This is a genomic window from Nocardioides sp. NBC_00163 (assembly GCF_045206295.1).
GTDB lineage: Bacteria > Actinomycetota > Actinomycetes > Propionibacteriales > Nocardioidaceae > Nocardioides.
This window is the reverse complement of sequence record NZ_CP108155.1, coordinates 5,935,992-5,959,277: the sequence shown is the minus strand read 5'-3', so window position 1 is coordinate 5,959,277 and position 23,286 is coordinate 5,935,992. Positions and strand designations below refer to the sequence as shown.

The window sequence follows — 23,286 nt, the reverse complement described above, 5'->3', positions numbered from 1 at the left end:
ATCGTCGCATAATCCGAACGCGACGTAATCAGAATCCTTTATGACACCTCGCCTTGCCAAACGGATGCCTTTTGATGCACCCTGTGACGCGTGACACAGAACCCCCCTTCGACAGGCTCAGGACACCGCCTCCTCGTCGTCATGGGAGTCTCCGGCTCCGGCAAGTCGACCGTCGGCGCTGCGATCGCCCAGCGCCTCCGGGTCCCCTTCGCCGACGCCGACGACTTCCACCCGCCGGAGAACATCGCGAAGATGGCCTCCGGTCGCGCGTTGAACGACCACGACCGGCAACCCTGGCTGGAGACGCTCGGCGGCTGGCTCGCCGAGCACGAGCAGACCGGCGCGGTGCTGAGCTGCTCGGCGCTCAAGCGCAGCTACCGCGATCTGCTCCACAGCCGCGCCCACGGACTCCGGCTGCTCCACCTCAGCGGCACCCCTGAGGTGGTCGAGGCACGCCTCGCCGCCCGCGCGGGGCACTTCATGCCGCCGTCGCTGCTGCGCTCGCAGTTCGCGACCCTCGAGCCGCTCGCTCCGGACGAGCGGGGCACGACCATCGACATCGACCAGGACATCGACGCGATCGTCGACCGCTATCTCACCACCGAGAACCTGACCCCCAACCTCATCTCCAAGGAGTCAGCATGATCCTCCTCGCCGCGCCAGAGCCGGTCGCACCGGTCGCCTCCGGCGGCGTACTCCTCGCCGCCGCGCTGGCCTCCATCGCCCTGATCGTCATCCTCATCACCTACGTGAAGCTGCACCCGTTCCTCGCGCTCCTGCTCGGCGGCGTCGCGGTCGGTGTGCTGGCGGGACGCAACGTGATGGACGTGATCACCTCCTTCGGTGAAGGCTTCGGCGCGACCGCGACCAGCGTCGGCCTGCTGATCGCACTGGGCGCGATGTTCGCCAAGCTCCTCTCCGACTCCGGCGGTGCCGACCAGATCGTCGACACGATCGTGGGCAGGTCCTCGGTTCGTACGCTGCCGTGGGCGATGGCGCTCGTCGGCGCGATCATCGGTCTGCCGATGTTCTTCGAGATCGGCCTCGTGCTGCTGATGCCGGTCATCTACCTGGTCGCCCGTCGCGCGCAGGTCTCGCTGATCACCGTCGGCATCCCGACCCTTGCGGGCCTCTCGGCGATGCACGGCCTGGTGCCGCCGCACCCGGGTCCGCTCGCCGCGATCGACGCGCTCCAGGCCGACCTCGGCACGACGCTCGCGCTCGGCGTACTCGTCGCGATCCCGGTCATCGTCGTCAGCGGGCCGCTGTTCGGCAAGCTCGCGGGCCGCTGGGTGGTCGTCGACGCGCCGCACACCTTCGACGCCACTCCGGTGACCAACCCCGAAGGCGAGACCCGTCGCCCCTCCTTCGGCGTCACCCTGTTCAGCGTCCTGCTGCCGCTCGTGCTGATGCTCGCCAAGGCGATCGTCGACATCGTCATCAACGACCCCGAGAACAATGTCCAGCAGGTCTTCGACGTGATCGGCTACCCGCTCGTCGCACTGACCATCGCGGTCCTCGTCGCCATGTTCACGCTCGGCCGCGGGTCCGGGATGGACCGCCGCCAGATCGCCAAGACGGTCGAGATGTCGCTGCCGCCGATCGCGGGCATCGTGCTCATCGTCGCCGCCGGTGGCGGGTTCAAGCAGTCGCTGATCGACACCGGCATCGGCACTCAGCTCGCCGACTGGGCTCAGGGCTCCGGGGTGTCCGCGATCCTGCTGGCCTGGGTGCTCGCGGTCCTCATCCGCCTCGCCACCGGCTCCGCGACCGTCGCCACCATCACCGCCTCGTCGCTGGTGGTCGACCTGGTCGCCAACATGCCCGCCGCCGAGGTCTCGCTCGTCGTGCTCGCGGTCGGCGCCGGCTCGGTGTTCTTCTCCCACGTCAACGACGCCGGGTTCTGGCTGGTCAAGGAGTACTTCGGCCTCGACGTCGGCCAGACGATCAAGTCCTGGTCGCTGATGGAGACGGTGCTCTCCGTGTCCGGTCTGGTGTTCGTGCTGGCGCTGAGCATGGTGATCTGACACCCGCCCTCACGAAACTGTCGGTGCTGTCCGACAGAATCACTCCTGACACATGGATCACACCCACCACAGGAGCTCACCGTGTCGGATACACCTTCCCCATCCAACACAGCCCCCAGCAAGCTCGACCCGATCTCCCGCAAGGGCACCCCGGCCCATCGCACGAAATCCAAGCGGGAGGGCGCCGGGCGGCGCCAGGGGATGCCGGTGCAGGCGATCAGCCTCTCCGTGCCGGCATCCCTGGCGGCGCAGTGGAAGACCTACAGCCAGGAGGTCCCGCGCTCGCTCGTCGACGTCATGCTCGACGCCGTCGCGGCGACCCGCCCCCGGCTGCCGGTCCTGCTGCGCGCCCACCAGGCAGCGCTGCGCGAGAAGACCAGGCCCGTCTCCGACGGCACCTTCATGCGCACCGTGCCTCAGCCGAAACGGCTCGAGGACCCGTACGTCACGATGCCCCTGCGTCTGCTGGCGACGAATGTCGACGTACTGGACGCCATGGTCCACGAGATGGCCGCGGAGTCCCGCTCGCAGCTGGTCGTCGTGGCGCTGACGGCGTGGCTGGCCGATCGGCGGGCCGAGAAGCAGGTCTACGCCGAGCAGCTCGAGCTCGAGGTGCCAGAGGACCCGTTCGACCGTCCCTGAGCGCGGCCGGGACGGGCCGAGACGACCCGTCCCGACTGCGCCTCGTCTCAGAGCACCTTGGTGCCGTACATCTCCCCCAGCGGGTCGGCGAGGAGCTCGAGCCGCTCGCCGTCGGGCCCCATGAAGTAGATCGACGACTTGGACTCGACCATGTAGTCGACGCCCGCCACGTCGAGCTTCGCGCGCAGGTAGTCCCAGTTCTCAGGCGTCACCGAGATCGCGATGTGGTGCAGCCCGCCGAGCACCTCGGCGTACGGGCCCAGGTCGAGCCCGGGAAGCGTGAAGAAGGCCAGCAGGTTGCCCGCCCCGACGTCGAAGAAGAAGTGGTCGGAACCGGCGTAGTCGCGGTTCTCGAAGATCTCGGTCAGCGGGAACTCCAAGAGCCCCTGGTAGAAGTCGATCGACCTGCGTACGTCCGAGGAGAGCAGCGCGGTGTGGTGGATCCCGCGAGCCGTGCTGGCCGGGCGGAGGCCCTCCTCGCGGAGATACTCCTTCTTGATCCGCTCACGGTCCTTCGTGATGAAGTCCATGTCGATGCTCATCGTGCTCTCCTCATGCCATGACGTCTCGGATCCAGTCTAGTTTCTGCGTCAACAGTTGCCGGAGGCGGGCGGCGGTGCTGAAAGCGCAAGCTACGACTCGGTAAGGTGTGCCTTATGGATGAGGTCAAGTGGCTCAGTAACGACGAACAGGTGGCGTGGCGTGCCTGGCTCGCCGTCAACGCACAGCTCACCTCGCGGATGAACCGCGACCTCCAGTCCAAGAACGGCCTCTCCCTCGCTGACTACGACGTCCTGGTCAACCTGACCGACGTCCCCGACCGCTCGCTGCGGATGTACGAGCTCGGTGACAAGCTGCAGTGGGAGAAGAGCCGGCTCTCGCGCCAGGTGATGCGGATGGCCGCGCGCGGCCTCGTCGAGCGCCGCGAGTGCCTCGATGACCGGCGTGGTGCCTTCGTCGACCTCACCCCGGCGGGACTGGAGGCCATCGAGGCCGCCGCTCCCGAGCACGTGAGGCTGATCCGCCACGTCATGTTCGACGCGTTCACCGCCGAGGAGGTCGCCGCCCTGACCAAGCTCTACCAGGGCGTGCTGGAGCGTCTCGAGGTCAAGCCCCCGTCGGTCGCCGCGGACGGCTCCGCCGCCTGAGCCCGGTCCGAAGACGTACGTCAGGCCCGCAGGTCACCACCGGTGACCTGCGGGCCTGAACTTTGTGGGCTGCTAGCGCTTGACCCCGAAGGCCGAGACGACCTTCTGGGTCACCGTGTTGCCGGCGTCGTCCCGGGCGGTGGCCCGGAGCGAGACCAGGTCCGCGCCGCGGGCCGGGATCCGCAGGCGCGTCTCCCAACGGTCACCGTCCTTGCGCAGCTTCACCGCGGTCCAGGTCGAGCCGCCGTCGTAGCTGACCTCCAGCGTCGCCGCCTTCACCGAGCCGGCGCGCTCGGCGCCCGGCACCGTGTAGGGCACCACCGCGAACGGGACCTCGGCACCTGCACGCACCGTGCCGTCGAGCGCCGTGTCCACGTCGTAGTCGAGCTGGAGCAGGGGCAACGGCGTACCGACCTCACCGGACGGGACCGGATCCGCCTGGTCGGCCACGAACGTCCAGGACGTACGGGTGCTGGTCGAGTAGCGGTGGGCGTCGCCGGCCGCGTCGGTGTCGATCTCGAAGCGGTACGTCTGCGGACCCTCGGCCACGGGGACAGTGGTCTGAACCGCATGGCTGATGCTCTCCCGCACCAGCGTGTCGCCCTGGAAGAGACGCGAGGTCACCGGGGTCTCGCCCCACGGGAACCCACCGGTGATCCCGGCCGCCCCGCTGGAGTCGGGGACGTTGACCGCGAACCAGTCGCCACTGTGTCGGGGACCCCAGTAGCCGTCGCCCGTACGGGGCGCGGTCACCGGAGCGAACCAGTTGCGCACCGTGGTGCTACGCGGCTCGTACGCCTGACGCACGCCCCGCTGCTCCCAAGTGCTCTCGTGATCCACGTTCTCGTACCAGGTGACGCCGTCGTAGGTGGAGACGTAGTCGGTCCGGTCGGTCGCCGTGGGCTGCAGCGCCCGGACGCTGAGGCACGGCGGCCACTGGTAGTCGCGGCAGTCGGCGCGGTCGTCGACGGCGAGCCGCTCCTGGGTGTCGTTATAGCGGCTCTCCACGGTGGCGAGCTGCCGGGTGGTCGGCGCCAGCGCGAGCTCGGCCGGGATCTCACCGGGCCAGCTCTTGGAGATGTCGTAGAGGTAGTTCGGGAACTCCACGGCCTTGCCCTCCAGGGTCACCTTGCCCTTCGCGGCGGCCGCGACGAGCTTCTCGCCCTGAGTCGAGCGCACCGAGACTACGGGCAGGTCCTCCTGGGTGACGAAGTCGACCAGCGGGCCCGGACGGTCGTTGACGACCACCAGCAGCGCGGCACCGGCAGCCTGCGCAGCGGCCTCCCGCTCCTCGGCGGTGACGGCGTCGTCCCTGGTCACGAGCACGGCCCGACCCTTGGCGTCGACGTCCTCGTAGTCGGCGGACGTGCCCTTGCCTGCCGCGACCGTCCTCAGCGACACCCGGCCGTCGAGCCTGGACGAGCCGAGCTGATAGACCGGGTCGAACGCGAGCGGCCGCGAGCTCCGCGCCGTCACGTCGAGTGCCGGCTCGGTGGCCCGCCAGCGTACGGCGAAGTCGAACTCGGCGCTGTCGACGAGGCCAGTGGCCTCGGCGTAGATCGAGTCGACGTCGACCGGGACGGCGTAGGTCGCGCCGAAGGTCGCGTAGAGCCCGCCGATGCCGGAGTCGTTGAAGAACTGGAACCGGCGGTAGGCGACGTCGCTGTCCTTGGGCGTCTTCAGGGTGAGCTCGTCGGCGTCGCGCGCGTCGAGCACGACGGACTGGTCCTTGTCGGTGACGACGACCTGCGGGTCGCCGACCAGTGCGATGCCGGTCGAGCCGGGTCCCTGGGAGCCGGCGACGTCGAGGAACGCCGTGGCCGAGTACGTGCCGGGCTGCAGGCGCTGGGTCGGCACCGTGCCCGTGGCCGGGTCGATCGGCAGGCTGCTGACGAACTGGTCGCCGTAGCGGTAGAAGTCGACGTAGCCCGTCGCGGGCTCGCCGGACCGGTCGAGCGCGGTGATGTCGAGGCCGTAGCGCTCCTCCTCCTTGACCAGCGCGGTCGCGGTGCGCACGGTGATCTCGCCGGAGGTGGCGACGACGGCACCGCTGTACTTACCGGTGAGGGCGGCGTCGTCGGCGTCGGCCGTGATCGTCACCTCGGCGCTTCCACCGGCAGGGACCACGACCTCCTCGGCCGAGAGCGAGACGAGGTCGCTCGCCTTGCCGTCGGGCCCGACGACGTCGGTGCTCAGCGCGAGGGTCACGTCGGCGTCGGTGGAGTTGGTGTAGGTGACGGTGCCGCTGGCGGGCTCGTCGCCGTCGTGCGGCCAGCCGTAGAAACCGAGGAACCCGTCGCCGGAGCCGTCCACGCCGTCGAGAGCGGCGGGTACGTCGAGGCGGCCGGTGCCGACCTCGTACGCCGGTGCGTCGATGTCCGCGGCCGAGGAGACCAGGGCGCTCTTGAGCTGCTCACCGGTGAGGTCGGGGTGGGCGCCCTTGAGGATCGCGGCGGCTCCCGCGACGTGCGGGGTGGCCATCGAGGTGCCGTTCATCGAGGTATACCAGCCCTCGCCGGACGCCTGCTGGGAGCGGGCCGCGACGATACCGACGCCGGGGGCGGTCAGGTCGGGCTTGATCGCGTGGTCGCCGACCCGCGGACCGTAGCTGGAGAAGTCGGCGCGTACGTCACCGTCGTCCACCGCACCGACTGTGAGGGCGGCGTCCGCGGTGCCGGGGCTACCGAGCGATCCTTCGGCGTAGCTGTTGCCGGCGGCGACGACGAACAGGGCGCCCGTCTGCTCGCTCAGCGCGTTGAGCGCCTGCGCCATCGGGTCGGTGCCGTCGTTGAGGCTGGAGTCGCCGAGGCTCATGGAGACGATGTCGGCGTTCGCGGCACCCCACTCCATGCCGGCGATGATCCAGGAGTCCTGGCCGTACCCGGCGTTGTCGAGGACCTTGCCGACCAGCAGGTCGGCGCCGGGGGCGACGCCCTTGTAGGAACCCTCGCTGGCGGAGCCGGTGCCCAGGACGGTCGAGGCCACGTGGGTGCCGTGACCGTGCGCGTCGCTGGTGGCCTCCTCCCCCGGGACGAACGACTGCGCCCCGTCGACCTGGTCGGCGACGTCGGGGTGGGTGGCGTCGATGCCGGTGTCGAGGACCGCGACGGTCGCACCCTTGCCCTCGAAGCCCGCGGCCCACGCCTCGGGCGCACCGATCTGCGCGGTACTGCGGTCCAGGGTCGTCTCGGCCTTGCCGTCGAGCCAGATCTTCTCGACGCCGCCGCCGAGCTTCCCGGCCGGACCAGCGGCGCGCGCGGACGCCCCACCGTCGGTGGCTACCGCCGACCAGAACGCGGACGACTTCTTCTTGTTCACGGCGACTGCGTCGGCGTCGATGCTGGGCAGGTCGAGCGTACGCTCGGCGCCCGGCAGCTTCGCCGCCTTGGCGCGGGTCGAGGCCTGCTCCAGGATCAGCGGAGTGGCGACGACCGTCTCGTCGTCGTAGCGCATCTCGAGAAGCGCGGTGACGTCGAACAGCCGGCGGTCGAGGGTGCCCGCGGCCAGGTAGGGCTTGGCAGCGGTGGGGATGGCGTAGAGGTGGTCGCCCACCTGCTGTGTCTCGATGGCAGCGCCGGCGGGGTCGAGTCCGAGGGTCAGGACGCCGTCGTCGGTCGCGGTCACGTCGATGACGTCGCCGGTCACGAGGGTGATCGTGGTCCGTCCGTCGTCGAGGGCGGGCGTACGTGGTGCCGTGCCGGCCGTGGTGCTGCCGGCATCGGTCTGGGGGCCCTCAGGCGTGGGGTCGGTGCCTGGGGTCGCATGCGCGCTGGTGGCCATGGTCGCGACCAGGGCGGTCGCCGCAGCAGCTGCCGCGACGGCCTTGGTAGCGGCCGACAGGCCAGAGGTGGTTGGGGGTCTCATGGGGATGGACCCTGTCAATGGGGCGCGACAGGCGACAAGAGCGTTGTCGTGGCGGTTTTACGGCATGGCGAGACTCCGTCAGCGGCGGAACGCCCCCGGTCTGTCGCAGAAGTGCCATGCTCGGCGACGTGCTCGGTCTGACCCCTGATGAGACCCTCGCCTACGGCGAGCTCATCGCCATGCCCTCCGCCACCGCCGCCGAGTTCGCGGCTGCCCTCAGCGCCTTCGGCACCTCCCCGGGAGAGGCTCATCTGCTGCTGCGCCGCCTCGAGGAGCACGGCCTGGCCGCCCGGATCACCGGCGACGAGCGGCGCTTCGCCGCGGCACCGCCCGCGATCGCGCTCGGCGCGCTGCTCGCCCGGCAGCAGGACGAGGTGCGGCATGCCGAGATCGAGCTCAGCCGGCTCGACGAGGCCTATCGCGTGGCCGCCGCCGGCCGTGGCCCCACGGACGTGGTAGACGTCATCCACGGCGAGGATGCCGTCCGGCACCGGTTCGAGCAGGTCCAGCTCGGCGCGCGCGAGCGCGTCTACGCGTTCGTCCGCCCGCCGGTGATCGTGACCTCCAGCCAGGAGAACTCCGCCGAGAACAAGGCGGTCGCGCGCGGCGTGCTCTACCGCGTCGTCGTGGAACGCAGCATGCTGGAGAGCCACGACGTGACCGTCGACGAGGCGATCGAGGCGACCGACGCGGGCGAGGAGGTCCGGTTCGCCGATCAGGTGCCGCTCAAGCTCATCATCGTGGACCGGCGCCTCGCCCTGATGCCGCTGACCTCCTCGGGCGACGTCGTCGGTGCGCTGCTGGTCCGGGAGAGCACCCTGCTCGACGCGCTGATCGCCCTCTTCGAGAACGTGTGGGACCAGGCGACACCGATGCTGGTCGGCACCTCAGGGCTCACCGGCGACGTCGCTCAGCAGGTCGACGACGAGGACGCGCAGGTCCTCGGGCTGCTGCTCGCGGGGCTCACCGACCAGGCCGTCGCCAAACAGCTCGGTACGTCGCTGCGCACCGTGCAGCGAAGGGTGCGGGCGCTGCTCGACCTGGCCGGCGTGGAGACCCGGATGCAGCTCGGCTGGCACGCCGCGAACAACGGCTGGGTCCAGGCAGGGGCGGACGGTCATCTGACGCCCGCCCCGCCTGAGGACTAGCGCTTGCGCTTCTCCCGAACCCGCTGCTGGAGCACGATCGGGGTGCCGACGAAGCCGAACTCCTCACGCAGGCGACGCTCGATGAAGCGCTCGTAGGAGGCCTCGAGCTTGCCGCTGGTGAAGAGCACGAACGTCGGCGGCGCGGTCGAGGGCTGGGTGCCGAAGAGGATCTTCGGCTGCTTGCCGGACCGGACCGGGTGCGGGTGCTCGGCGACGAGGCGGCCGAGGAACGAGTTGAGCGCGCCGGTGCCGATCCGCGTCTCCCAACCCTCGAGGGCCTTGTCAAGAGCCGGGACCAGGCGGTCGACGTGCCAGCCGGTGCGGGCGGTGACGTTGATCCGCGGGGCCCACTGCACCTGGACGAGATCGCGCTCGATCTCGCGGTCGAGCTGCCAGCGACGGTCCTCGTCGACGAGGTCCCACTTGTTGAACGCGATCACCAGCGCCCGGCCGGCCTCGCGGACGGTCTGCAGGATGCGGATGTCCTGCTCGGAGATCTTCTCGCCACCGTCGAGGACGAGCACGGCGACCTCGGCGCGGTCGATGGCGGTGGTCGTGCGCAGGGAGGCGTAGTACTCGTGGCCCGAGGCCTCCTTGACCCGCTTGCGGATGCCGGCGGTGTCGATGAAGCGCCACTCGCGGCCGCCGAGCTCGATCAGCTCGTCGACCGGGTCGACGGTGGTGCCGGCGACGTTGTCGACGACCGCCCGCTCCTCCTTGGCCAGCTTGTTCAGCAGGCTCGACTTGCCGACGTTGGGCTTGCCGACCAGCGCGATCCGACGCGGGCCACCGATCTCGGTGCCCTCGGGAAGCGGCGGCGGGTCGGGGAGCACCGCGAGGATCGCGTCGAGCATGTCGCCCGAGCCGCGGCCGTGCAGCGCGGAGACCGGCCAGGGCTCACCGAGCCCGAGGTTCCACAGCGCGGCGGCCTCGGCCTCGGTGCGCATGTCGTCGACCTTGTTGGCCGCCAGGACGACCGGCTTGCCGGACTTGCGCAGGATGCGTACGACTGCCTCGTCGGAGTCGGTGATGCCGACGGTCGCGTCGACGACGAAGAGGACGGCGTCGGCCAGGGAGACCGCGATCTCGGCCTGGGCGGCGATCCGCTCGGCCAGGCCCTGGGCGTCGGGGTCCCAGCCGCCGGTGTCGACCAGCGTGAACGCCTTGCCGTTCCAGTCGGCGTCGTAGGAGACGCGGTCGCGGGTCACGCCGGGGACGTCCTGGACGACGGCCTCGCGACGACCGATGATCCGGTTGACCAGGGTCGACTTCCCGACGTTCGGGCGGCCGACGACCGCCAGCACCGGCAGCGGGCCGGTCGGGGTCTCGTCGGTCTCGGTCAAGTTCCGTACGTCCTCATACGAAACGTCGGGGTCAGTCATTGTTCTCCTCGCTAGGTAGCGGACCGGGCAGTTCGCGACCGGTCAACGCCAAGGCATGGTCCTGTTGGACCTGCATGTGCTTCTGGATCAAACCCGAGACAAGCCCGACTTGTTCCCTCGTACGCGGCCAGCCTACGCGCTCGACGGCGAAAGGCTCGCCATAGACGATGTCGATGCGCGCACCCTTGTGCGGCAACGACGAGATGCCACCGCCCGGCTCGCGGCTGCCGAGCATCGTCACGGGCACCACGACAGCACCGGAGGCGAGGGCGAAATAGGCCGCTCCGCGGTTGAACCGCACCAGGTCGCCCGCGCCGCGGGTGCCCTCGGGGTAGATCCCCATCGCGTTGCCCTCACGCAGCACTCGCAACGCCAGCTTCACCGCAGCCGGGTCGCTGCCGAACCGGTACAGCGGGATCTGGCCCGCCCAGCGCAGGAACGGACCGAGGAACCAGTGCTCGAACATCTCCGACTTGGTCAGCGCATGCACCGGACGTGGCGTGAAGATCGCCAGCAGCGGACCGTCGATGATGCCGACGTGGTTCGAGGCGAAGACCACCGGCCCCGTCTCCGGGATGTTGGCCGTCTCGTGCAGCCGGACGTCGAAGCGGCGCCGGATCAGCCACCGCGCGTAGACGTTGATGTGATACAGCGCCCATCGCCTTGGATGCGGGACCTCATCCAAGGAGGGGAGCTCCATGCGGGGCGTACCCGCGTGCGGGCTCGCGCTCACTCCCCCGCCTTCTGAGCGAGGTCGACGACGAGGTCGATGACCTCCTCCAGCGTGTAAGGCGTCGTGTCGAGGTGGGTGGCGCCGTCCGGCACCGCCGCACCGCCCTTCGTGGAGTCGATCCTGTCGCGGTTCTCCAGCGACGCGCGGACGGCCTCCGCGTCGGTGCCGCCCTCCTCGGCCGCGCGGCGCGCGGCGCGGGCGGCGGGGTCGGCGGTGACGTACAGCTTCAGGTCGGCCTGAGGCCAGACCGCGGTGCCGATGTCGCGACCCTCGACCACGATGCCGGAGCCGGCGGCGAGCGCTTCCCGGATCTCCTGCTGCTGGAGCGCGACCAGCCGGGCGCGGACCTCGGGGACGGTGGCGACCGGGGAGACCGCCGCGTTGACGCGGTCGCTGCGGATCTCGACAGAGACGTCGGACCCGTCGAGGGCGATCGTCGGTCCGAGCGGGTCGGTGCCGGAGGTGATCACCGGCTTGCCTGCAGCTGCGGCGACCGCGTCCGCGTCGTGCACGTCGATGTCGTTGCTGAGCATCCACCAGGTCATCGCCCGGTACATCGCACCTGTGTCGAGGAAGCGCATGCCCAGGCGGTCGGCGACCCCGCGGGAAGTGCTCGATTTTCCGGAGCCGGAGGTGCCGTCGACGGCGATGACGATGCTTGCGGGGACACTGGTGGGATTGCTGCTGCTCACGGGCGGGAGCCTACCGGTGAGCGACCCAACCCCGAGACTCCAGAACCGCCTGCATCCGGTCGGCCGCGTCGTCGGCCACGATCAGCTCCATGACACCGACCGGGCGGCCGGGGTCGTGGTCGATGCGTACGTCCTCGATGTTGACGCCGCTCTCCCCCGCGTCGGCGAAGAGACGGGCCAGGTTGCCGGGCTCGTCGGGGACCGTGACGTAGATGGTCGCCTGCGCGGTCTGCGGCCGGCCGTGCTTGCCGGGGATCGCTCTGGTCCCGGCCTGACCTTCTTTGAGCAGTACGTCCAGGGCGGCCGCGTCACCGGTGCCCACCGCCGCGATCATCTCGTCGAGCTGGGCGCGCACCTCGGTCAGCAGGTCGGTCACCGCGCGGGCGTTGCCGGCCACGATCTGGCCGTAGAGGCCGGGGTCGCCGGCGGCGACGCGGGTCACGTCGCGTACGCCCTGGCCGCTGAGGCCGAGGTGTCCCTCCGGTGCCACCGCGAGGCGGCCGGCCACCAGGGCGGCCATCAGGTGCGGCACGTGCGAGGTGCGGGCGACGGCCCGGTCGTGGTCCTCCGGGCTGAGGGTCAGCGGGACGGCTCCGCACAGCGTGGCGAGCTCGCCGACGAGCTCGGTCGCCTCGGGGTCGGCCTCCGCGTGCGGCGTGACCGCCCAGGGCCGCCCCTCGAACAGCGTCGCGGTCGCGGCCAGCGGCCCGGAGCGCTCGCTGCCGGCCATCGGGTGGCTGCCCACGTAGCGTCGTACGTCGCCGGGGCTGTGCTCACGGACGTAGGCCAGCGGCGAGGCCTTCACGCTGCCGACGTCGGTCACGACGGCGTCGGGGCTGTCGGCGAGCGCTCGGGTGATCACCTCGCCGAGGTGTGCCGGCGGGACCGCGACCACGACCAGCTGCGGCGTGTCGCCGGGCTTGCGGCGGCGGCCGGCGCCGAGGCCGGTCGCGGTGCGCACGTGGCTGGCGACCGAGTCGCTCAGCAGCACGTCGAGGCCGGCGGAAGCGCAGGCGAGCGCGACCGAGGTGCCGAGCAGGCCGACACCCACGATCTCGACCGGCCCGGTCAGCGCTCCCCCGGTTTCACCCATGTCCCCAAGGCTAAAGGGTCGATGCTGCCGAACCCTCTTCGTCTCAGCGCCCGTGGTGCGCTATCGCGACCGACGACCAGGGTGTGCGATATCGCCGTGCGCTCATGACGGCTGGTAGCTGCCGAAGGACCACGAGTTGCCCTCCGGGTCGGTCACCGTGCCGCCACGGCCGCCGTAGTCCTGGTCGACCATCGGCCGGTCCACGGTGGCGCCCGCGGCGACCGCCTTGCCGAAGAGGGCATCGGGGTCCTGGTCGATCAGGTAGACCCCGGAGCCGCCGGCGACCTTCAGGCTCCCACCCTCGCGTACCTGCCCGAACATCAGCCCTCCCCCGCCGGGCCAGAGCCATTCTGCGTGGACGACGATGCCGCCCTCGCGGTAGGTGGAGTGCTCGACGAAACCGATTGCGCTCAGCCACGTCATCATCGCCTCGGCGTCCTGGAACGCCATCGACTGCCAGTACTTGATCTTCGCTACATCGAACTTCTGCTCATTGCTCATGCATCCGAGTCAACCGCCTGCGGGTCGGCCAGGTCTTGAACGAATGGGAACTCCTCACGCAACCAGGTAGTCGGCGTACACCCGGCGAACTCCTGCCACTCGCGGGTCAGGTGTGCCTGGTCGGCGTAGCCGCCAACGGTCGCCGCCCGAGCCAGCGGCATCCGGCCGACGAGTCCGCGGGAGCGGTCGAAGCGGGCCAGCCGCTGGAACTGCTTCGGCGCCACCCCGGTCTCGGCGCGCACCAGGTCGCCGATCCGCCGGCGGCTGTAGCCGACGTCGTCGGCCACCTCTTGCACGGCCGCTCCCCCGGTCAGCAGCGCCAGCGCGCGGCCAACCTCCGCGCTGGGTCCAGGCTCGCCGTGGCGCGCCAGCGCCTCGACCAGGCCAGTCACGACCAACCGCGACCACTCCCGCGGATCGGCCTCGGCCAGCCGCTCCGGAAGATGACGTACGCCGCCAGGCGCCGCGACCTCGTCGAGGGCGAGGAGCTCGCCCCGCCACGCCGCGGCCGGCATCCCGAACAGCGCCCGCACCCCGGCGGTCGTCAGCCCCAGCTGCACGCCGCGTTGGTAACCGTGATGATGGATCGCCGCCGGCCGGGTGTGCAGCCCGGAGACCAGCGACCATGCCGTGACCGGCTCCGTCCCGCTCCCCCACGAGGTCACCAACGGCTCGTCGACCGAGAGCACCAAAGTGATCTCGGTCGACGGCATCCCCCGATGCACCCCCGGCGCCCCGAAATCCACGTCGTAGGTGACCAGCGAGGTGACATAGGGCCGCAGCACCTCCGGCACGGTCATGTCTCGATGGTGCCACGGTCGGCGCGGGTTGCCCATGCACTATCGCGCTGAGCGGAGATGATGTGCGATAGCGCTTGGCGGCACGGCCCAGATCTCACCAGGAGATCTCAACCGCCCGAGACACATACGCCGCCTTCATCACCGCCACCAGATCGTCGACATCGACCTGCCGCTCGACACCCGCCGCGACGTCGCGTACCTGAACCTGCCCGGCGTCAGCCTCGACCGCCCCGATGACCGCGATCAACGGCTCACGCCGACGACGAGACTCCCGGATCCTGCCCCCGAGGGAGCCGCCCGCGTCCAGGCGCGGACGGAGGCCCTCGGCGACGAGCGCGTCGACGAGCCTGCGAGCCGCGGAGTCCTGGTCCGCGGAGACCGGGAGGACGGCGATCTGCGCCGGCGCCAGCCACAGCGGGAGACGACCCTGGTAGCGCTCCAGGAGGGCGGCGGTGACGCGCTCCATCGACCCGACGGTCCCGCGATGGACCATCACGACCCGTTCTCGCGAGCCATCGGCGGCGTCGTAGGTGAGGTCGAAGCGCTCGGGCTGGTTGAAGTCGATCTGGACGGTCGCGATGGTCTCCTCATGGCCTGCGGGGTCGATGACCTGCAGGTCGAGCTTGGGACCGTAGAAGGCGGCCTCGCCCGGCGCCACGACGACCTCGACGCCGGCCTCGGCCGCCGCCTTCCTCAGCGCCTCCTCGGCACCGTCCCACTGCTCGACGGAGCCGAGGTAGGACGGGGAGGCGTCGCGGAGGGAGAGGCGTACGTAGTCGACCCGCAGACCGAGGATCTCCTGGGCCTTCAGCGCCGAGTGCAGCGCCTTCCCCGCCTCCTCGGCGACCTGGTCGGGGCGGCAGAAGACGTGGGTGTCGTCGAGGTTGATCTGGCGTACCCGGCTCAGTCCCGAGAGCACCCCGGAGCGTTCGGCGCGGAACATCGGGGCGAGCTCGTGCAGCCGGATCGGGAGCTCGCGGTAGGAGTGCTGGCGGGCCTTGTAGACCAGCGCGTGGTGGGGGCAGTTGGCCGGACGGAGCACGAGCTCGTCGCCGCTCTCCCCCGCCGGACCCGATCCCATGGCCATCGGCGGGAACATGTCGTCGGCGAACTTCGCCCAGTGACCCGAACGCTCGAAGAGCGCGCGTTTCCCGAGCACTGGGGTCTTGACCGGTACGCAGCCGTCGGCCCGGGCCAGGTCGGCGGCGAGTCGCTCGAGCTCGGCGAAGATGACGGCCCCGTCGGGCAGCCAGAGTGGCAGCCCGGATCCGGCCAGCGGGTCGGTGGCGAAGATGGCGAGATCGCGGTTGAGGTCACGATGATCGAGATTCACGGTAGATGCTCCTGAGGTGATGCCCGGAGCACAGCCACCAGAGACGAGAACCGCCCCGGAGCGATGCTCCGGGGCGGTCTGCGAAAAGTGGACAGCAGGTCAGCGCCGGAGTGGGTCCGGCGTCGTCGTGCTCATCGCGCGCTGCTGCATGCCGCTCACCTTAACGGCTCGGGCCGGCGTACGCACCAGGGTTTCCGGGCCCTCAGAGTTCGGTGGTGTCGAGGAGCTCGCCGAGCTCCTCGCGGGAGAGGTCGCGCATCTCACCGGGCTTCATGGTTCCGAGCCGTACCGGGCCGATCCGGGTGCGGGTCAGCCGGGTGACCGGGTGGTCGAGGTGGTCTAGGAGGCGGCGCACGATGCGGTTGCGTCCCTCGTGGATGACCAGCTCGATGATCGACTTGTCCTTGCGGGTCTCCATGATCCGGGCCTTGGTCACGGTGACCGGGCCGTCCTCGAGGGTGACGCCGGCGAGGAGTCGCTTGCGTACGTTGGGGAAGATCTCGCCGGTGACCTCGGCGACGTAGGTCTTGTCGACCTCGTAGCTGGGGTGGGCCAGCCGGTGGGCGAAGTCACCGTCGTTGGTGAGGATGATCAGGCCCTCGGTGTCGGTGTCGAGACGGCCGACATGGAAGAGCCGCTCCGGGCGGTCGGCGACCAGGTCGGACAGGTTGCGGCGGCCCTCGGGGTCGCTCATCGTCGAGACCACGCCCCGCGGCTTGTTGAGGGCCAGGTAGACCTTGCCGGAGATCGGCGGGAGCCGCTTGCCGTCGACGCGTACGACGTCCTTGCCGGGGTCGACCTTGGTGCCGAGGCGGGTGACCACCTCGCCGTTGACCTCGACAGAGCCGTTGAGCATCAGGAGCTCGCTGCCGCGCCGCGACGCGATGCCGGCCAGGGCCAGCAGCTTCTGGAGCCGGATCAGGCCCTCGTCGTCCAGCGGCAGATCGTCTCGCTCAGGCAGGTCACTCACGCTTGCGATTCTGCCGCATCGTCAGAGTCCGACCCATTCGCCGCGCCTTCTTCGGGCTGCGCGGCGAGCGCCTCCTGGCTGACCTGCTCGGTCAGCTCCTCCTCCATGTCGGCGAGGTCGGGCAGGTAGGGGGCGAGCTCCGGCAGGTCGCCGAGGTCGGTGATGCCGATCCGCTCGAGGAAGTAGCCGGTGGTGCGGTAGAGGTTGGCGCCGGTCTCGTGGTCCTGCCCGGCCTCTTCGACGAGGCCGCGGGTGAGCAGCGTACGCATCACGCCGTCGACGTTGACGCCGCGGATCGCGGAGACCCGGGCGCGCGAGACGGGCTGTTTGTAGGCGACCACGGCCAGCGTCTCCAGGGCCGCCTGGGTGAGCCGGGCCTGCTGGCCCTCGAGGACGAAACCCTCGACGACAGCGGCGTACTCCTCGCGGGTGTAGAACCGCCAGCCGCCCGCGACGTTGCGCAGGTCGAAGCCGCGGCCCTGCTCGGTGTATTCGGCCGCCAGCGCCTGCAGAGCGTCGATCACCGCGGCCGTCGGGTGGCCCACCGCCGAGGCCAGCGATTCCGCGGCCAGCGGCTCGTCGGCGACCATCAGGACCGCCTCGAGCGCGGGCCGCAGGTCGGCGAACTCGATCGCCAGGGTCTCCTCGGTGGTCTCCCCTGTCGCAGCCTCAGTCATCGTCCTTCTCCCCGTCATCGGCGCCGCCCTCCGCGGGCGGCTGCCCCTCGAACTCGTCCTGGATCAGCTCATCGACATCGAGCGCCTCGTCGCCGGTCCAGCGTACGGTCAGCTCGCCCAGCGCGGTGACCTGGTCGAAGGCGACCGCACCCTCACGGAAGAGCTCCAGCAGCGATAGGAACCGGGCCACGGTGGTCAGCGTGTCCGGCGAGTCGGAGCACAGGCCACGGAAGGTCACCTGCCCGCCGGCGCGCAGCCGCTCGATGACCAGCGCCGCCTGCTCCTTGACCGACACCTTCGAGCCGTGGATGTGGGCGAGCCCGATCTCGGGTGGCCCCGGCTTGGGCGCCATCGCGGCGGCCGCGAGCTGGGCGAACTGGTCCAGCCCGATCCCGATCAGCACCTCGGGCAGCAGGCCGGCATAGCGCGGCTCGAGCTGCACCGAACGCGGGTGGCGCTTGGACTCCTTCGCGAGCCGCTCGCCGAAGACGGCCGCGACCTGCTTGAACGCCTTGTACTGCAACAGTCGGGCGAAGAGGAGGTCGCGCGCCTCGAGCAGCGCGAGGTCCTCCTCGTCCTCGACGTCGCCCTGCGGCAGCAGCCGAGCCGCCTTCAGGTCGAGCAGCGTGCTCGCGACCAGCAGGAAGTTGGAGGTCTGCTCGAGATCCCAGGACCCGCTGTCGGCGGCGCCCTTCTTGACGTAGGCGATGAACTCGTCGGTCACCGTGGCCAGCGAGACCTCGGTGATGTCGAGCTTGTGCTTGGCGATCAGGCTGAGCAGCAGGTCGAAGGGGCCCTCGAAGTTGCCGAGGTGCACCTCGAAACCCCCGGTGCCGCTCGACTCCTGCTCGGCCCCCGCAGGGCCATCCGTCGTCGGCCCAGCCGGCATCTGCGTGACCGTCACTCGGCGAGCCGGTGCACGAGGGCGCTGTCGTCCCCATACTCCTCGAGGTCGGCCAGCACGATCGCGAGCGCCTCGCGCACCAGCCGGCCGCGGTCGACCGCGATGCTGTGCTTGGCCCGCAGGTTGAGCCGGGCGTGCTCGAGATCCAGCAGCTCCTCGGAGGTGATGTAGACCGTCATCTTCTCGTCATGACGTACGCGGCCGCTCGACCGCTTCTTGGCGGCCGGCGTCTCCTCGGCCGGCTCGGGCACGGCGTGCACTGGGCGGGCCTTCGCCTCGGCGGCAGGTCCTGCGGCGGCAGCGCCGTCGGACGTACGCCGGAACAGATCATCGGCGGCCGGAACCCTCACTCGCCGCGTTGCCATCGGGCCAGCACCTCCTTGGCGAGCATCCGGTAGGAGTCGGCGCCGGTGGAGCTGGAGGCGTACTCGGTGATCGGCTCGCCGACCACGGTGGAGTCGGCGAACTTCACGGTGCGGCGGATGACGCTGTGGAAGACGCGGTCGCCCCAGCCGTTGACCAGGGTCTCCATGACCTCGCGGCTGTGCATGGTGCGGCTGTCGTACATCGTGCCCAGTATTCCGTCGATCTTCAGACGCGGGTTGAGCCGCTCCTGAACCTTGTCGATGGTGTCCTTGAGCAGGGCGACGCCGCGCAGCGCGAAGTACTCGCACTCCAGCGGGACGACCACGGAGTCGGAGGCGGTGAGCGCGTTGACGGTCAGCAGGCCCAGGCTCGGCTGGCAGTCGATGAGGATCACGTCGTAGTTGGCGACGGCCGGAGCCAGGGCTCGGGCCAGGGTCTGCTCACGGGCGACCTCCTGGACCAGCTGCACCTCAGCGGCGGAGAGGTCGATGTTGGCCGGCAGCAGGTCGACACCGTCGATGCCGGAAGGGACGACGACGTCGTCGAGCGTGATGTCACGCTCCATCAGCAGGTTGTAGACGGTCAGCTCGATCTCGTTGGGCTGAAGACCCAGACCGACCGAGAGCGACCCCTGCGGGTCGAAGTCGACCATCAGTACCTTGCGGCCGTGCTCGGCCAGCGCGGCACCCAGGTTGATGGTGGTCGTGGTCTTGCCGACGCCACCCTTCTGGTTGACCATCGCGACCGTACGCGCGGGGCCGCCGGTGGCGGGGCCGGGCTCGGGAAGGTTGGGCCAGGGGCGACCGGTCGGGCCCTTCTTGTTCTTACCCGGGCCGTCGAACGAGCCCGCGTCGGGCTCAGGGGCGTTGGCGCGCAGCCGGGCCGAGGGCGGATAGGCCGGCGGCGGGGCCGCCGGCGTCTGCGGAGGCATCTGCGGCGCGGTCGCACCACCTGCTCCGAAATAGCTGTCTTCCATTCCTCCACCCCCGGTTAAGTTGCCGCGGCCCTGGGTCGATCACGGCTAGCGGGTCTATATGTCGACACGGCGACTCTAAGACCCGGATCTGCGCGACTGTAGGAGCCGCGCCGGGCGTGTCACAAGGCAAATCCGGGTGATTCTGCTACGCGACCCGAATCTGTTGATGACCTGTGCACTTGGCGCACCGCCAGCCCCACAGGAAGGGCCTTCGATGTGGAGAAACCTGTGGAGGAATCTCCGCTCGAACAGCCGGTCTCAGTGCGACCGACGGCGCTTCTGGAACTGGTCGTAGGCCTTGCCCGCTGCGTCCTTGATCTTCTTCTGGTTCTCGGGCTTGCGAGCCTCGTTGGCGATCTTGGCGATGGCCGCGACGACGACGGGGTTCTTCAGTAGCTTGCGCACGCCCCAACGCTAGCGGAACCGAGCAACCCGTCACAGCCGACGCATCGCCACCGTCGCCAGAACCAGCTCGCCGGCCTCGTCGCTCGCGTCCAGGTCGGCCACCGCCTCGATCACCCAGTCGTGGTCGCCGGCCGGGTCGTCGAGGGTCTGGGTGACCCGCCAGATGCGGGTCTCGTCGTACGTCTCGTCATCCTCGTCGACGCCCGCGGGAGCACCGCGCTCGACGGTCCAGGTGAGCAGCTTGGGCGAGCGCGAGTCGGCAGAGATGCCCACGTCGTCGTGCTCGGCGAAGTAGGCCTCCAGGGCGTCGTCCCAGCGAGACCTGGTCATCACCACGTCGCGCGCGGGCTCGAGCCGGTCGGCGGCGGAGCGCTCCAGCGACATCAGCGTGTCGAGGTCGTCTCGCGAGACCGCGTCGACCCGGGCCCACATCGCGTTGCGGACCATGATCTCGAAGGCCCGTTGCTGCTGCGACAGGGACCGCGGGGGCGGCGGCGCCTCGTGGTGGGCCACCGCCGAGGGGATGTGCTCGGGATCGGAGAGCGCCTCCCACTCGTCCAGCAGGCTCGAGTCTGTCTGCCGGATGGTCTCCCCCAGCCACTCGACCAAGTCCTCGATCTCGGGGCTCTTGTGCGTCTCGGGGAGGGTGTGCCGGAAGGTGCGGTAGGCATCGGTCAGATAGCGCAGCACCAGGCCCTCGGAGCGGGCGAGCTGGTAACGGCGTACGACGTCGGTGAAGGTCATCCCCTGCTCGTACATCTCGCGCAGGATCGACTTCGGGTCGAGGGCGTCCTCGGGCAGCCACGGGTGGGTGCCGCGGTAGACCTCGAAGAGCGCCTCGAGGCGCTCGGCCATCGGCTTGGGCCAGGTGATCTCCTCGATGAGGGCCATTCGCTCGTCGTACTCGACGCCGTCGGCCTTCATGTTCTCGATCGCCTTGCCGCGGGCCTCGTGCTGCTGGGCGAAGAGGATCTGGCGCGGGGGCTCGAGGACCGACTCGATCACCGAGACGATCTCGAGGGTGTGCTCGGGCGACTCCGGATCGAGCGTGTCCAGCGCGGCGAGGGCGAAGTGCGCCAGCGGCTGGTTGAGCGCGAAGTCGGCGGGAAGGTCCTCGGTGAGGACATAGCGCCGCCCGTACGTGTCGGGCTCGGCGAGCCTGGTCAGGACCCCGCTGTGGACCAGGGAGCGGGTCAGGCGCAGGGCCCGGCGGGCGAGCTTGAGCTGGGTGCGCCGCTCCTCGTGGTTGTCCATGGTGATCCGGCGCATCACCTCGAAGGCGTCCTCGTCGCGGGCGACGACGTTGAGGATCATCGAGTTGTCGACCTTCATCTTGCTCTCCAGCGGCTCGGGGGCGCCGTCGACGAGCTTGGTGAAGGTCGCCTCGGTCCATACGACCGTGCCCTCGGGCGGCTTCTTGAGCTGGGCCTTGGAGTTCTTCTTGCCGGCCTTGCGGCGCTCCTCGGACTTCGCCTTGGCCTTCTCGTTCTCGATGATGTGTTCAGGCGCCTGGACGACGACGTAGCCCTGGGTGTCAAAGCCCGCCCGGCCGGCTCTTCCGGCGATCTGGAGGAACTCCCTGGTGCGCAGGATGCGCTGGCGGCGGCCGTCGAACTTGGCCAGGCCGGTGAAGAGCACCGTGCGGATCGGGACGTTGATGCCGACCCCGAGGGTGTCGGTGCCGGCGATGACCTTGAGCAGACCGGCCTGAGCGAGCTGCTCGACCAGCCTTCTGTATCTGGGGAGCATGCCGGCGTGGTGGACGCCGATGCCCTTGCGCAGCAGCTTGGAGAGCGTCTTGCCGAAACCGGCGGCGAAGCGGACCGACTCGAGCCGCTTGGCGATCTGGTCCTTCTCCTCGCCTGCGAGCTTCAGCCAGCCGGCGTTGAGCAGGGAGGTGCCGTGGGTGACGGCGTCCTTCTGGGTGAAATGGACGACGTAGACCGGCGCCTGGCCGGTGGTGACGAGCTCCTCGAGGGTCTCCTGGAGCGGCGTGAGGCGCCAGTCGAAGGTGAGCGGAACGGGTCGTTCCGCTTGGTCGACAAGGACGGTCTCGCGGCCGTTTCGCCTGGTCATGTCCTTGGCCAGCGCGCTGGTGTCACCGAGCGTCGCGGAGAGCAGCAGGAACTGGGCCTGCGGCAGCTCGAGCAGCGGCACCTGCCACGCCCAGCCGCGGTCGGGCTCGCCGTAGTAGTGGAACTCGTCCATGATCACGAGCCCGACGTCAGCGTGTTTGCCCTCTCGCAGCGAGAGGTTGGCGAGCACCTCGGCGGTGCAGCAGATGATCGGGGCGTCGGCGTTGACGCTGGCGTCGCCGGTGAGCATGCCGACGTTCTCGGCGCCGAAGGTCTCGACGAGGTCGAAGAACTTCTCGCTGACCAGCGCCTTGATCGGCGCGGTGTAGAAGGAGACCTTGTCCTCGGCCAGCGCGTACGCGTGCGCGCCTGCCGCGACGAGGGACTTCCCCGAGCCTGTCGGGGTCGCCAGGATGACGTTGTCGCCGGCCAGGATGGACATGATTGCCTCGTCCTGGTGGGGGTAGAGGCTGCGGCCACTCCCCTCGACCCACTCCACGACCGCCTCGTAGACGTCGTCGGGGCTCGCCCCGACCTTGGGGATCCAGTCGCCGGCTTTGGTCGAAACGGTCACAGGGCCCTCGGGTGTGCGGTCGCGAAGACCTCTCGGAGATTGTCCACGGTGACAAGAGTGTAGATCTGCGTCGTGGTCACCGACGCATGGCCCAGCAGCTCCTGCACGACACGTACGTCGGCGCCGCCGTCCAGCAGGTGGGTGGCGAAGGAGTGACGCAGGGTGTGGGGCGAGACGCCCTTGTGGATCCCGGCGCGCTCGGCGGCACGGGTCAGGACGGTCCAGGCCGACTGCCGGGAGAGGCGGCCGCCGCGGGCGTTGAGGAAGAGCGCGCCACCCGAGCGGGCGGCTGCGAGGTCGGGGCGGGCCCGGGTCAGGTAGGCCTCGACCGCCTCGATGGCGTAGGAGCCGACCGGGACGATCCGCTCCTTGCCACCCTTGCCTCGCAGGAGTACGACGTGGTCGACCCGGTCGAGGTCGTCGACGTCGAGGCCGACCGCCTCGGAGATGCGGGCGCCGGTGCCGTAGAGCACTTCGAGGAGGGCCCGGTCGCGCAGCGCGAGCGGCGTCCCGGGCGCGCCCGACGCCTCCAGGATCGCCTCCACGTCGGCCAGCGGCAGGGCCTTCGGCAGCCGCTTCTCCGCGCGCGGCGGCTTCACATGGCCGGCCGGATTGGCCTCGACCATCCCGTCGGCCACCGCGAACTTGTGGAACCCCCGCACCGCCACGACCGTCCTCGCCGCGGAGGTCGCGCTGAGCGCCGGATGCTCCTGGCTGCCTTCGCGCAGGTGTGCCAGGAACCCCGACACCGTCGCCTCCGAGACCCCGGCCAGGTCGTCGACGCTCTGCTGGGCGAGGAACTCGGCGTACCGCCTCAGGTCGCGCCGGTAGGAGGACAGCGTGTTCGCCGCCAGCCCCCGCTCGACTGTGAGGTGGTCGAGGTACGTGCGCATCGCGTGCTCCACCGCCGAAGCGGAGCTCGCGGCATTGGATACCGCCGTAGCGGAGCCCGAGACGTTCGATGCGGTCACGGGTC

The 23,286-nt window shown here is 70.1% G+C and carries 22 protein-coding genes; 5 read left to right on the top strand and 17 right to left on the bottom strand.

Annotated elements, in window-relative coordinates:
- The first annotated feature begins 141 nt into the window (after positions 1 to 141).
- The 3 genes from OG801_RS28440 (at position 142) to OG801_RS28430 (ending at position 2,669) form a co-directional block, all read left to right on the top strand.
- Positions 142 to 645 carry a gluconokinase gene (locus tag OG801_RS28440; RefSeq protein WP_406036317.1) on the top strand — a complete coding sequence of 168 codons (504 nt, stop codon included), beginning with the start codon at positions 142 to 144 and terminating at the stop codon, positions 643 to 645.
- Entirely contained in the window at positions 642 to 2,027 is a 1,386-nt protein-coding gene (locus OG801_RS28435; RefSeq protein ID WP_406032520.1) for a GntP family permease, read from the top strand. Before OG801_RS28440 ends, OG801_RS28435 begins: the two co-directional genes overlap by 4 nt.
- 81 nt (positions 2,028 to 2,108) lie before the next feature.
- Positions 2,109 to 2,669 (top strand): hypothetical protein, encoded by a 561-nt coding sequence (locus tag OG801_RS28430; protein ID WP_406032518.1) that lies wholly within the window; start codon positions 2,109 to 2,111, stop codon positions 2,667 to 2,669.
- Between the two features lie 47 nt (positions 2,670 to 2,716).
- Here the strand turns inward: OG801_RS28430 and OG801_RS28425 are convergent, their stop codons facing one another.
- Positions 2,717 to 3,211: a VOC family protein gene (locus OG801_RS28425; RefSeq protein ID WP_355017259.1), complete on the bottom strand. Its 495-nt coding sequence runs from the start codon at positions 3,209 to 3,211 to the stop codon at positions 2,717 to 2,719.
- A 114-nt stretch (positions 3,212 to 3,325) separates the two neighbouring features.
- On the opposite strand from OG801_RS28425, the gene OG801_RS28420 reads away from it, so the two are divergent.
- Complete coding sequence (locus OG801_RS28420) at positions 3,326 to 3,817, top strand: MarR family transcriptional regulator (RefSeq protein ID WP_355017258.1); 492 nt, start codon at positions 3,326 to 3,328, stop codon at positions 3,815 to 3,817.
- A 72-nt stretch (positions 3,818 to 3,889) separates the two neighbouring features.
- Here the strand turns inward: OG801_RS28420 and OG801_RS28415 are convergent, their stop codons facing one another.
- The gene (locus OG801_RS28415) at positions 3,890 to 7,681 is read right to left on the bottom strand and encodes a S8 family serine peptidase (protein ID WP_406032516.1); all 3,792 of its coding nucleotides are present in this window, start codon (positions 7,679 to 7,681) and stop codon (positions 3,890 to 3,892) included.
- 116 nt (positions 7,682 to 7,797) lie between these two features.
- On the opposite strand from OG801_RS28415, the gene OG801_RS28410 reads away from it, so the two are divergent.
- The gene (locus OG801_RS28410; protein WP_406032515.1) at positions 7,798 to 8,829 is read left to right on the top strand and encodes a helix-turn-helix domain-containing protein; all 1,032 of its coding nucleotides are present in this window, start codon (positions 7,798 to 7,800) and stop codon (positions 8,827 to 8,829) included.
- On the opposite strand, the gene der is transcribed toward OG801_RS28410, so the two are convergent.
- The 15 genes from der to xerD form a co-directional block, all read right to left on the bottom strand.
- Complete coding sequence (der, locus tag OG801_RS28405; RefSeq protein WP_355017255.1) at positions 8,826 to 10,211, bottom strand: ribosome biogenesis GTPase Der; 1,386 nt, start codon at positions 10,209 to 10,211, stop codon at positions 8,826 to 8,828. The genes OG801_RS28410 and der overlap by 4 nt on opposite strands.
- Entirely contained in the window at positions 10,204 to 10,944 is a 741-nt protein-coding gene (locus OG801_RS28400; protein ID WP_406032513.1) for a lysophospholipid acyltransferase family protein, read from the bottom strand. The genes der and OG801_RS28400 overlap by 8 nt, the downstream gene beginning before the upstream one ends.
- Positions 10,941 to 11,636, bottom strand: coding sequence for a (d)CMP kinase (cmk, locus tag OG801_RS28395; RefSeq protein WP_406032511.1), 696 nt, complete (start codon positions 11,634 to 11,636; stop codon positions 10,941 to 10,943). Before cmk ends, OG801_RS28400 begins: the two co-directional genes overlap by 4 nt.
- A 10-nt stretch (positions 11,637 to 11,646) precedes the next feature.
- The gene (locus OG801_RS28390) at positions 11,647 to 12,729 is read right to left on the bottom strand and encodes a prephenate dehydrogenase (protein WP_406032509.1); all 1,083 of its coding nucleotides are present in this window, start codon (positions 12,727 to 12,729) and stop codon (positions 11,647 to 11,649) included.
- Between the two features lie 102 nt (positions 12,730 to 12,831).
- Entirely contained in the window at positions 12,832 to 13,230 is a 399-nt protein-coding gene (locus tag OG801_RS28385) for a VOC family protein (protein WP_406032507.1), read from the bottom strand.
- Complete coding sequence (locus tag OG801_RS28380) at positions 13,227 to 14,030, bottom strand: helix-turn-helix domain-containing protein (RefSeq protein WP_406032505.1); 804 nt, start codon at positions 14,028 to 14,030, stop codon at positions 13,227 to 13,229. Before OG801_RS28380 ends, OG801_RS28385 begins: the two co-directional genes overlap by 4 nt.
- Before the next feature lie 94 nt (positions 14,031 to 14,124).
- Positions 14,125 to 15,363 (bottom strand): threonine--tRNA ligase, encoded by a 1,239-nt coding sequence (gene thrS / locus OG801_RS28375; RefSeq protein WP_406032503.1) that lies wholly within the window; start codon positions 15,361 to 15,363, stop codon positions 14,125 to 14,127.
- A 202-nt stretch (positions 15,364 to 15,565) separates the two neighbouring features.
- On the bottom strand, positions 15,566 to 16,333 hold the full coding sequence (locus OG801_RS28370; RefSeq protein WP_406032501.1) for a pseudouridine synthase: 768 nt from the start codon (positions 16,331 to 16,333) through the stop codon (positions 15,566 to 15,568).
- Positions 16,330 to 17,010, bottom strand: a complete 681-nt coding sequence (gene scpB, locus OG801_RS28365) for an SMC-Scp complex subunit ScpB (RefSeq protein WP_406032499.1) — start codon at positions 17,008 to 17,010, stop codon at positions 16,330 to 16,332. The genes OG801_RS28370 and scpB overlap by 4 nt, the downstream gene beginning before the upstream one ends.
- The gene (locus OG801_RS28360; RefSeq protein ID WP_406036316.1) at positions 17,003 to 17,899 is read right to left on the bottom strand and encodes a segregation and condensation protein A; all 897 of its coding nucleotides are present in this window, start codon (positions 17,897 to 17,899) and stop codon (positions 17,003 to 17,005) included. The genes scpB and OG801_RS28360 overlap by 8 nt, the downstream gene beginning before the upstream one ends.
- A gap of 11 nt (positions 17,900 to 17,910) precedes the next feature.
- A complete protein-coding gene (locus tag OG801_RS28355) occupies positions 17,911 to 18,279 on the bottom strand; it encodes a hypothetical protein (protein WP_160023748.1) in 369 nt (122 codons plus the stop codon).
- A complete protein-coding gene (locus tag OG801_RS28350) occupies positions 18,261 to 19,256 on the bottom strand; it encodes an AAA family ATPase (protein WP_355017245.1) in 996 nt (331 codons plus the stop codon). The genes OG801_RS28355 and OG801_RS28350 overlap by 19 nt, the downstream gene beginning before the upstream one ends.
- A 258-nt stretch (positions 19,257 to 19,514) precedes the next feature.
- The gene (locus OG801_RS28345) at positions 19,515 to 19,661 is read right to left on the bottom strand and encodes a hypothetical protein (protein ID WP_350839477.1); all 147 of its coding nucleotides are present in this window, start codon (positions 19,659 to 19,661) and stop codon (positions 19,515 to 19,517) included.
- A 30-nt stretch (positions 19,662 to 19,691) separates the two neighbouring features.
- Positions 19,692 to 22,310, bottom strand: a complete 2,619-nt coding sequence (locus OG801_RS28340; RefSeq protein WP_406032497.1) for a DEAD/DEAH box helicase — start codon at positions 22,308 to 22,310, stop codon at positions 19,692 to 19,694.
- On the bottom strand, positions 22,307 to 23,203 hold the full coding sequence (xerD, locus tag OG801_RS28335) for a site-specific tyrosine recombinase XerD (protein WP_406036315.1): 897 nt from the start codon (positions 23,201 to 23,203) through the stop codon (positions 22,307 to 22,309). The genes OG801_RS28340 and xerD overlap by 4 nt, the downstream gene beginning before the upstream one ends.
- Between the last annotated feature and the right edge of the window lie 83 nt (positions 23,204 to 23,286).

Coding starts and splice junctions, on each gene's coding strand:
- OG801_RS28440 (WP_406036317.1), top strand. CDS start 142: ATGGGAGTCTCCGGCTCCGGCAAGTCGACCGTCGGCGCTGCGATCGCC.
- OG801_RS28435 (WP_406032520.1), top strand. CDS start 642: ATGATCCTCCTCGCCGCGCCAGAGCCGGTCGCACCGGTCGCCTCCGGC.
- OG801_RS28425 (WP_355017259.1), bottom strand. CDS start 3,211: ATGAGCATCGACATGGACTTCATCACGAAGGACCGTGAGCGGATCAAG.
- OG801_RS28420 (WP_355017258.1), top strand. CDS start 3,326: ATGGATGAGGTCAAGTGGCTCAGTAACGACGAACAGGTGGCGTGGCGT.
- OG801_RS28415 (WP_406032516.1), bottom strand. CDS start 7,681: ATGAGACCCCCAACCACCTCTGGCCTGTCGGCCGCTACCAAGGCCGTC.
- OG801_RS28410 (WP_406032515.1), top strand. CDS start 7,798: ATGCTCGGCGACGTGCTCGGTCTGACCCCTGATGAGACCCTCGCCTAC.
- der (WP_355017255.1), bottom strand. CDS start 10,211: ATGACTGACCCCGACGTTTCGTATGAGGACGTACGGAACTTGACCGAG.
- OG801_RS28390 (WP_406032509.1), bottom strand. CDS start 12,729: ATGGGTGAAACCGGGGGAGCGCTGACCGGGCCGGTCGAGATCGTGGGT.
- OG801_RS28385 (WP_406032507.1), bottom strand. CDS start 13,230: ATGAGCAATGAGCAGAAGTTCGATGTAGCGAAGATCAAGTACTGGCAG.
- OG801_RS28380 (WP_406032505.1), bottom strand. CDS start 14,030: ATGACCGTGCCGGAGGTGCTGCGGCCCTATGTCACCTCGCTGGTCACC.
- scpB (WP_406032499.1), bottom strand. CDS start 17,010: ATGACTGAGGCTGCGACAGGGGAGACCACCGAGGAGACCCTGGCGATC.
- OG801_RS28360 (WP_406036316.1), bottom strand. CDS start 17,899: ATGCCGGCTGGGCCGACGACGGATGGCCCTGCGGGGGCCGAGCAGGAG.
- OG801_RS28355 (WP_160023748.1), bottom strand. CDS start 18,279: ATGGCAACGCGGCGAGTGAGGGTTCCGGCCGCCGATGATCTGTTCCGG.
- OG801_RS28350 (WP_355017245.1), bottom strand. CDS start 19,256: ATGGAAGACAGCTATTTCGGAGCAGGTGGTGCGACCGCGCCGCAGATG.
- xerD (WP_406036315.1), bottom strand. CDS start 23,203: ATGCGCACGTACCTCGACCACCTCACAGTCGAGCGGGGGCTGGCGGCG.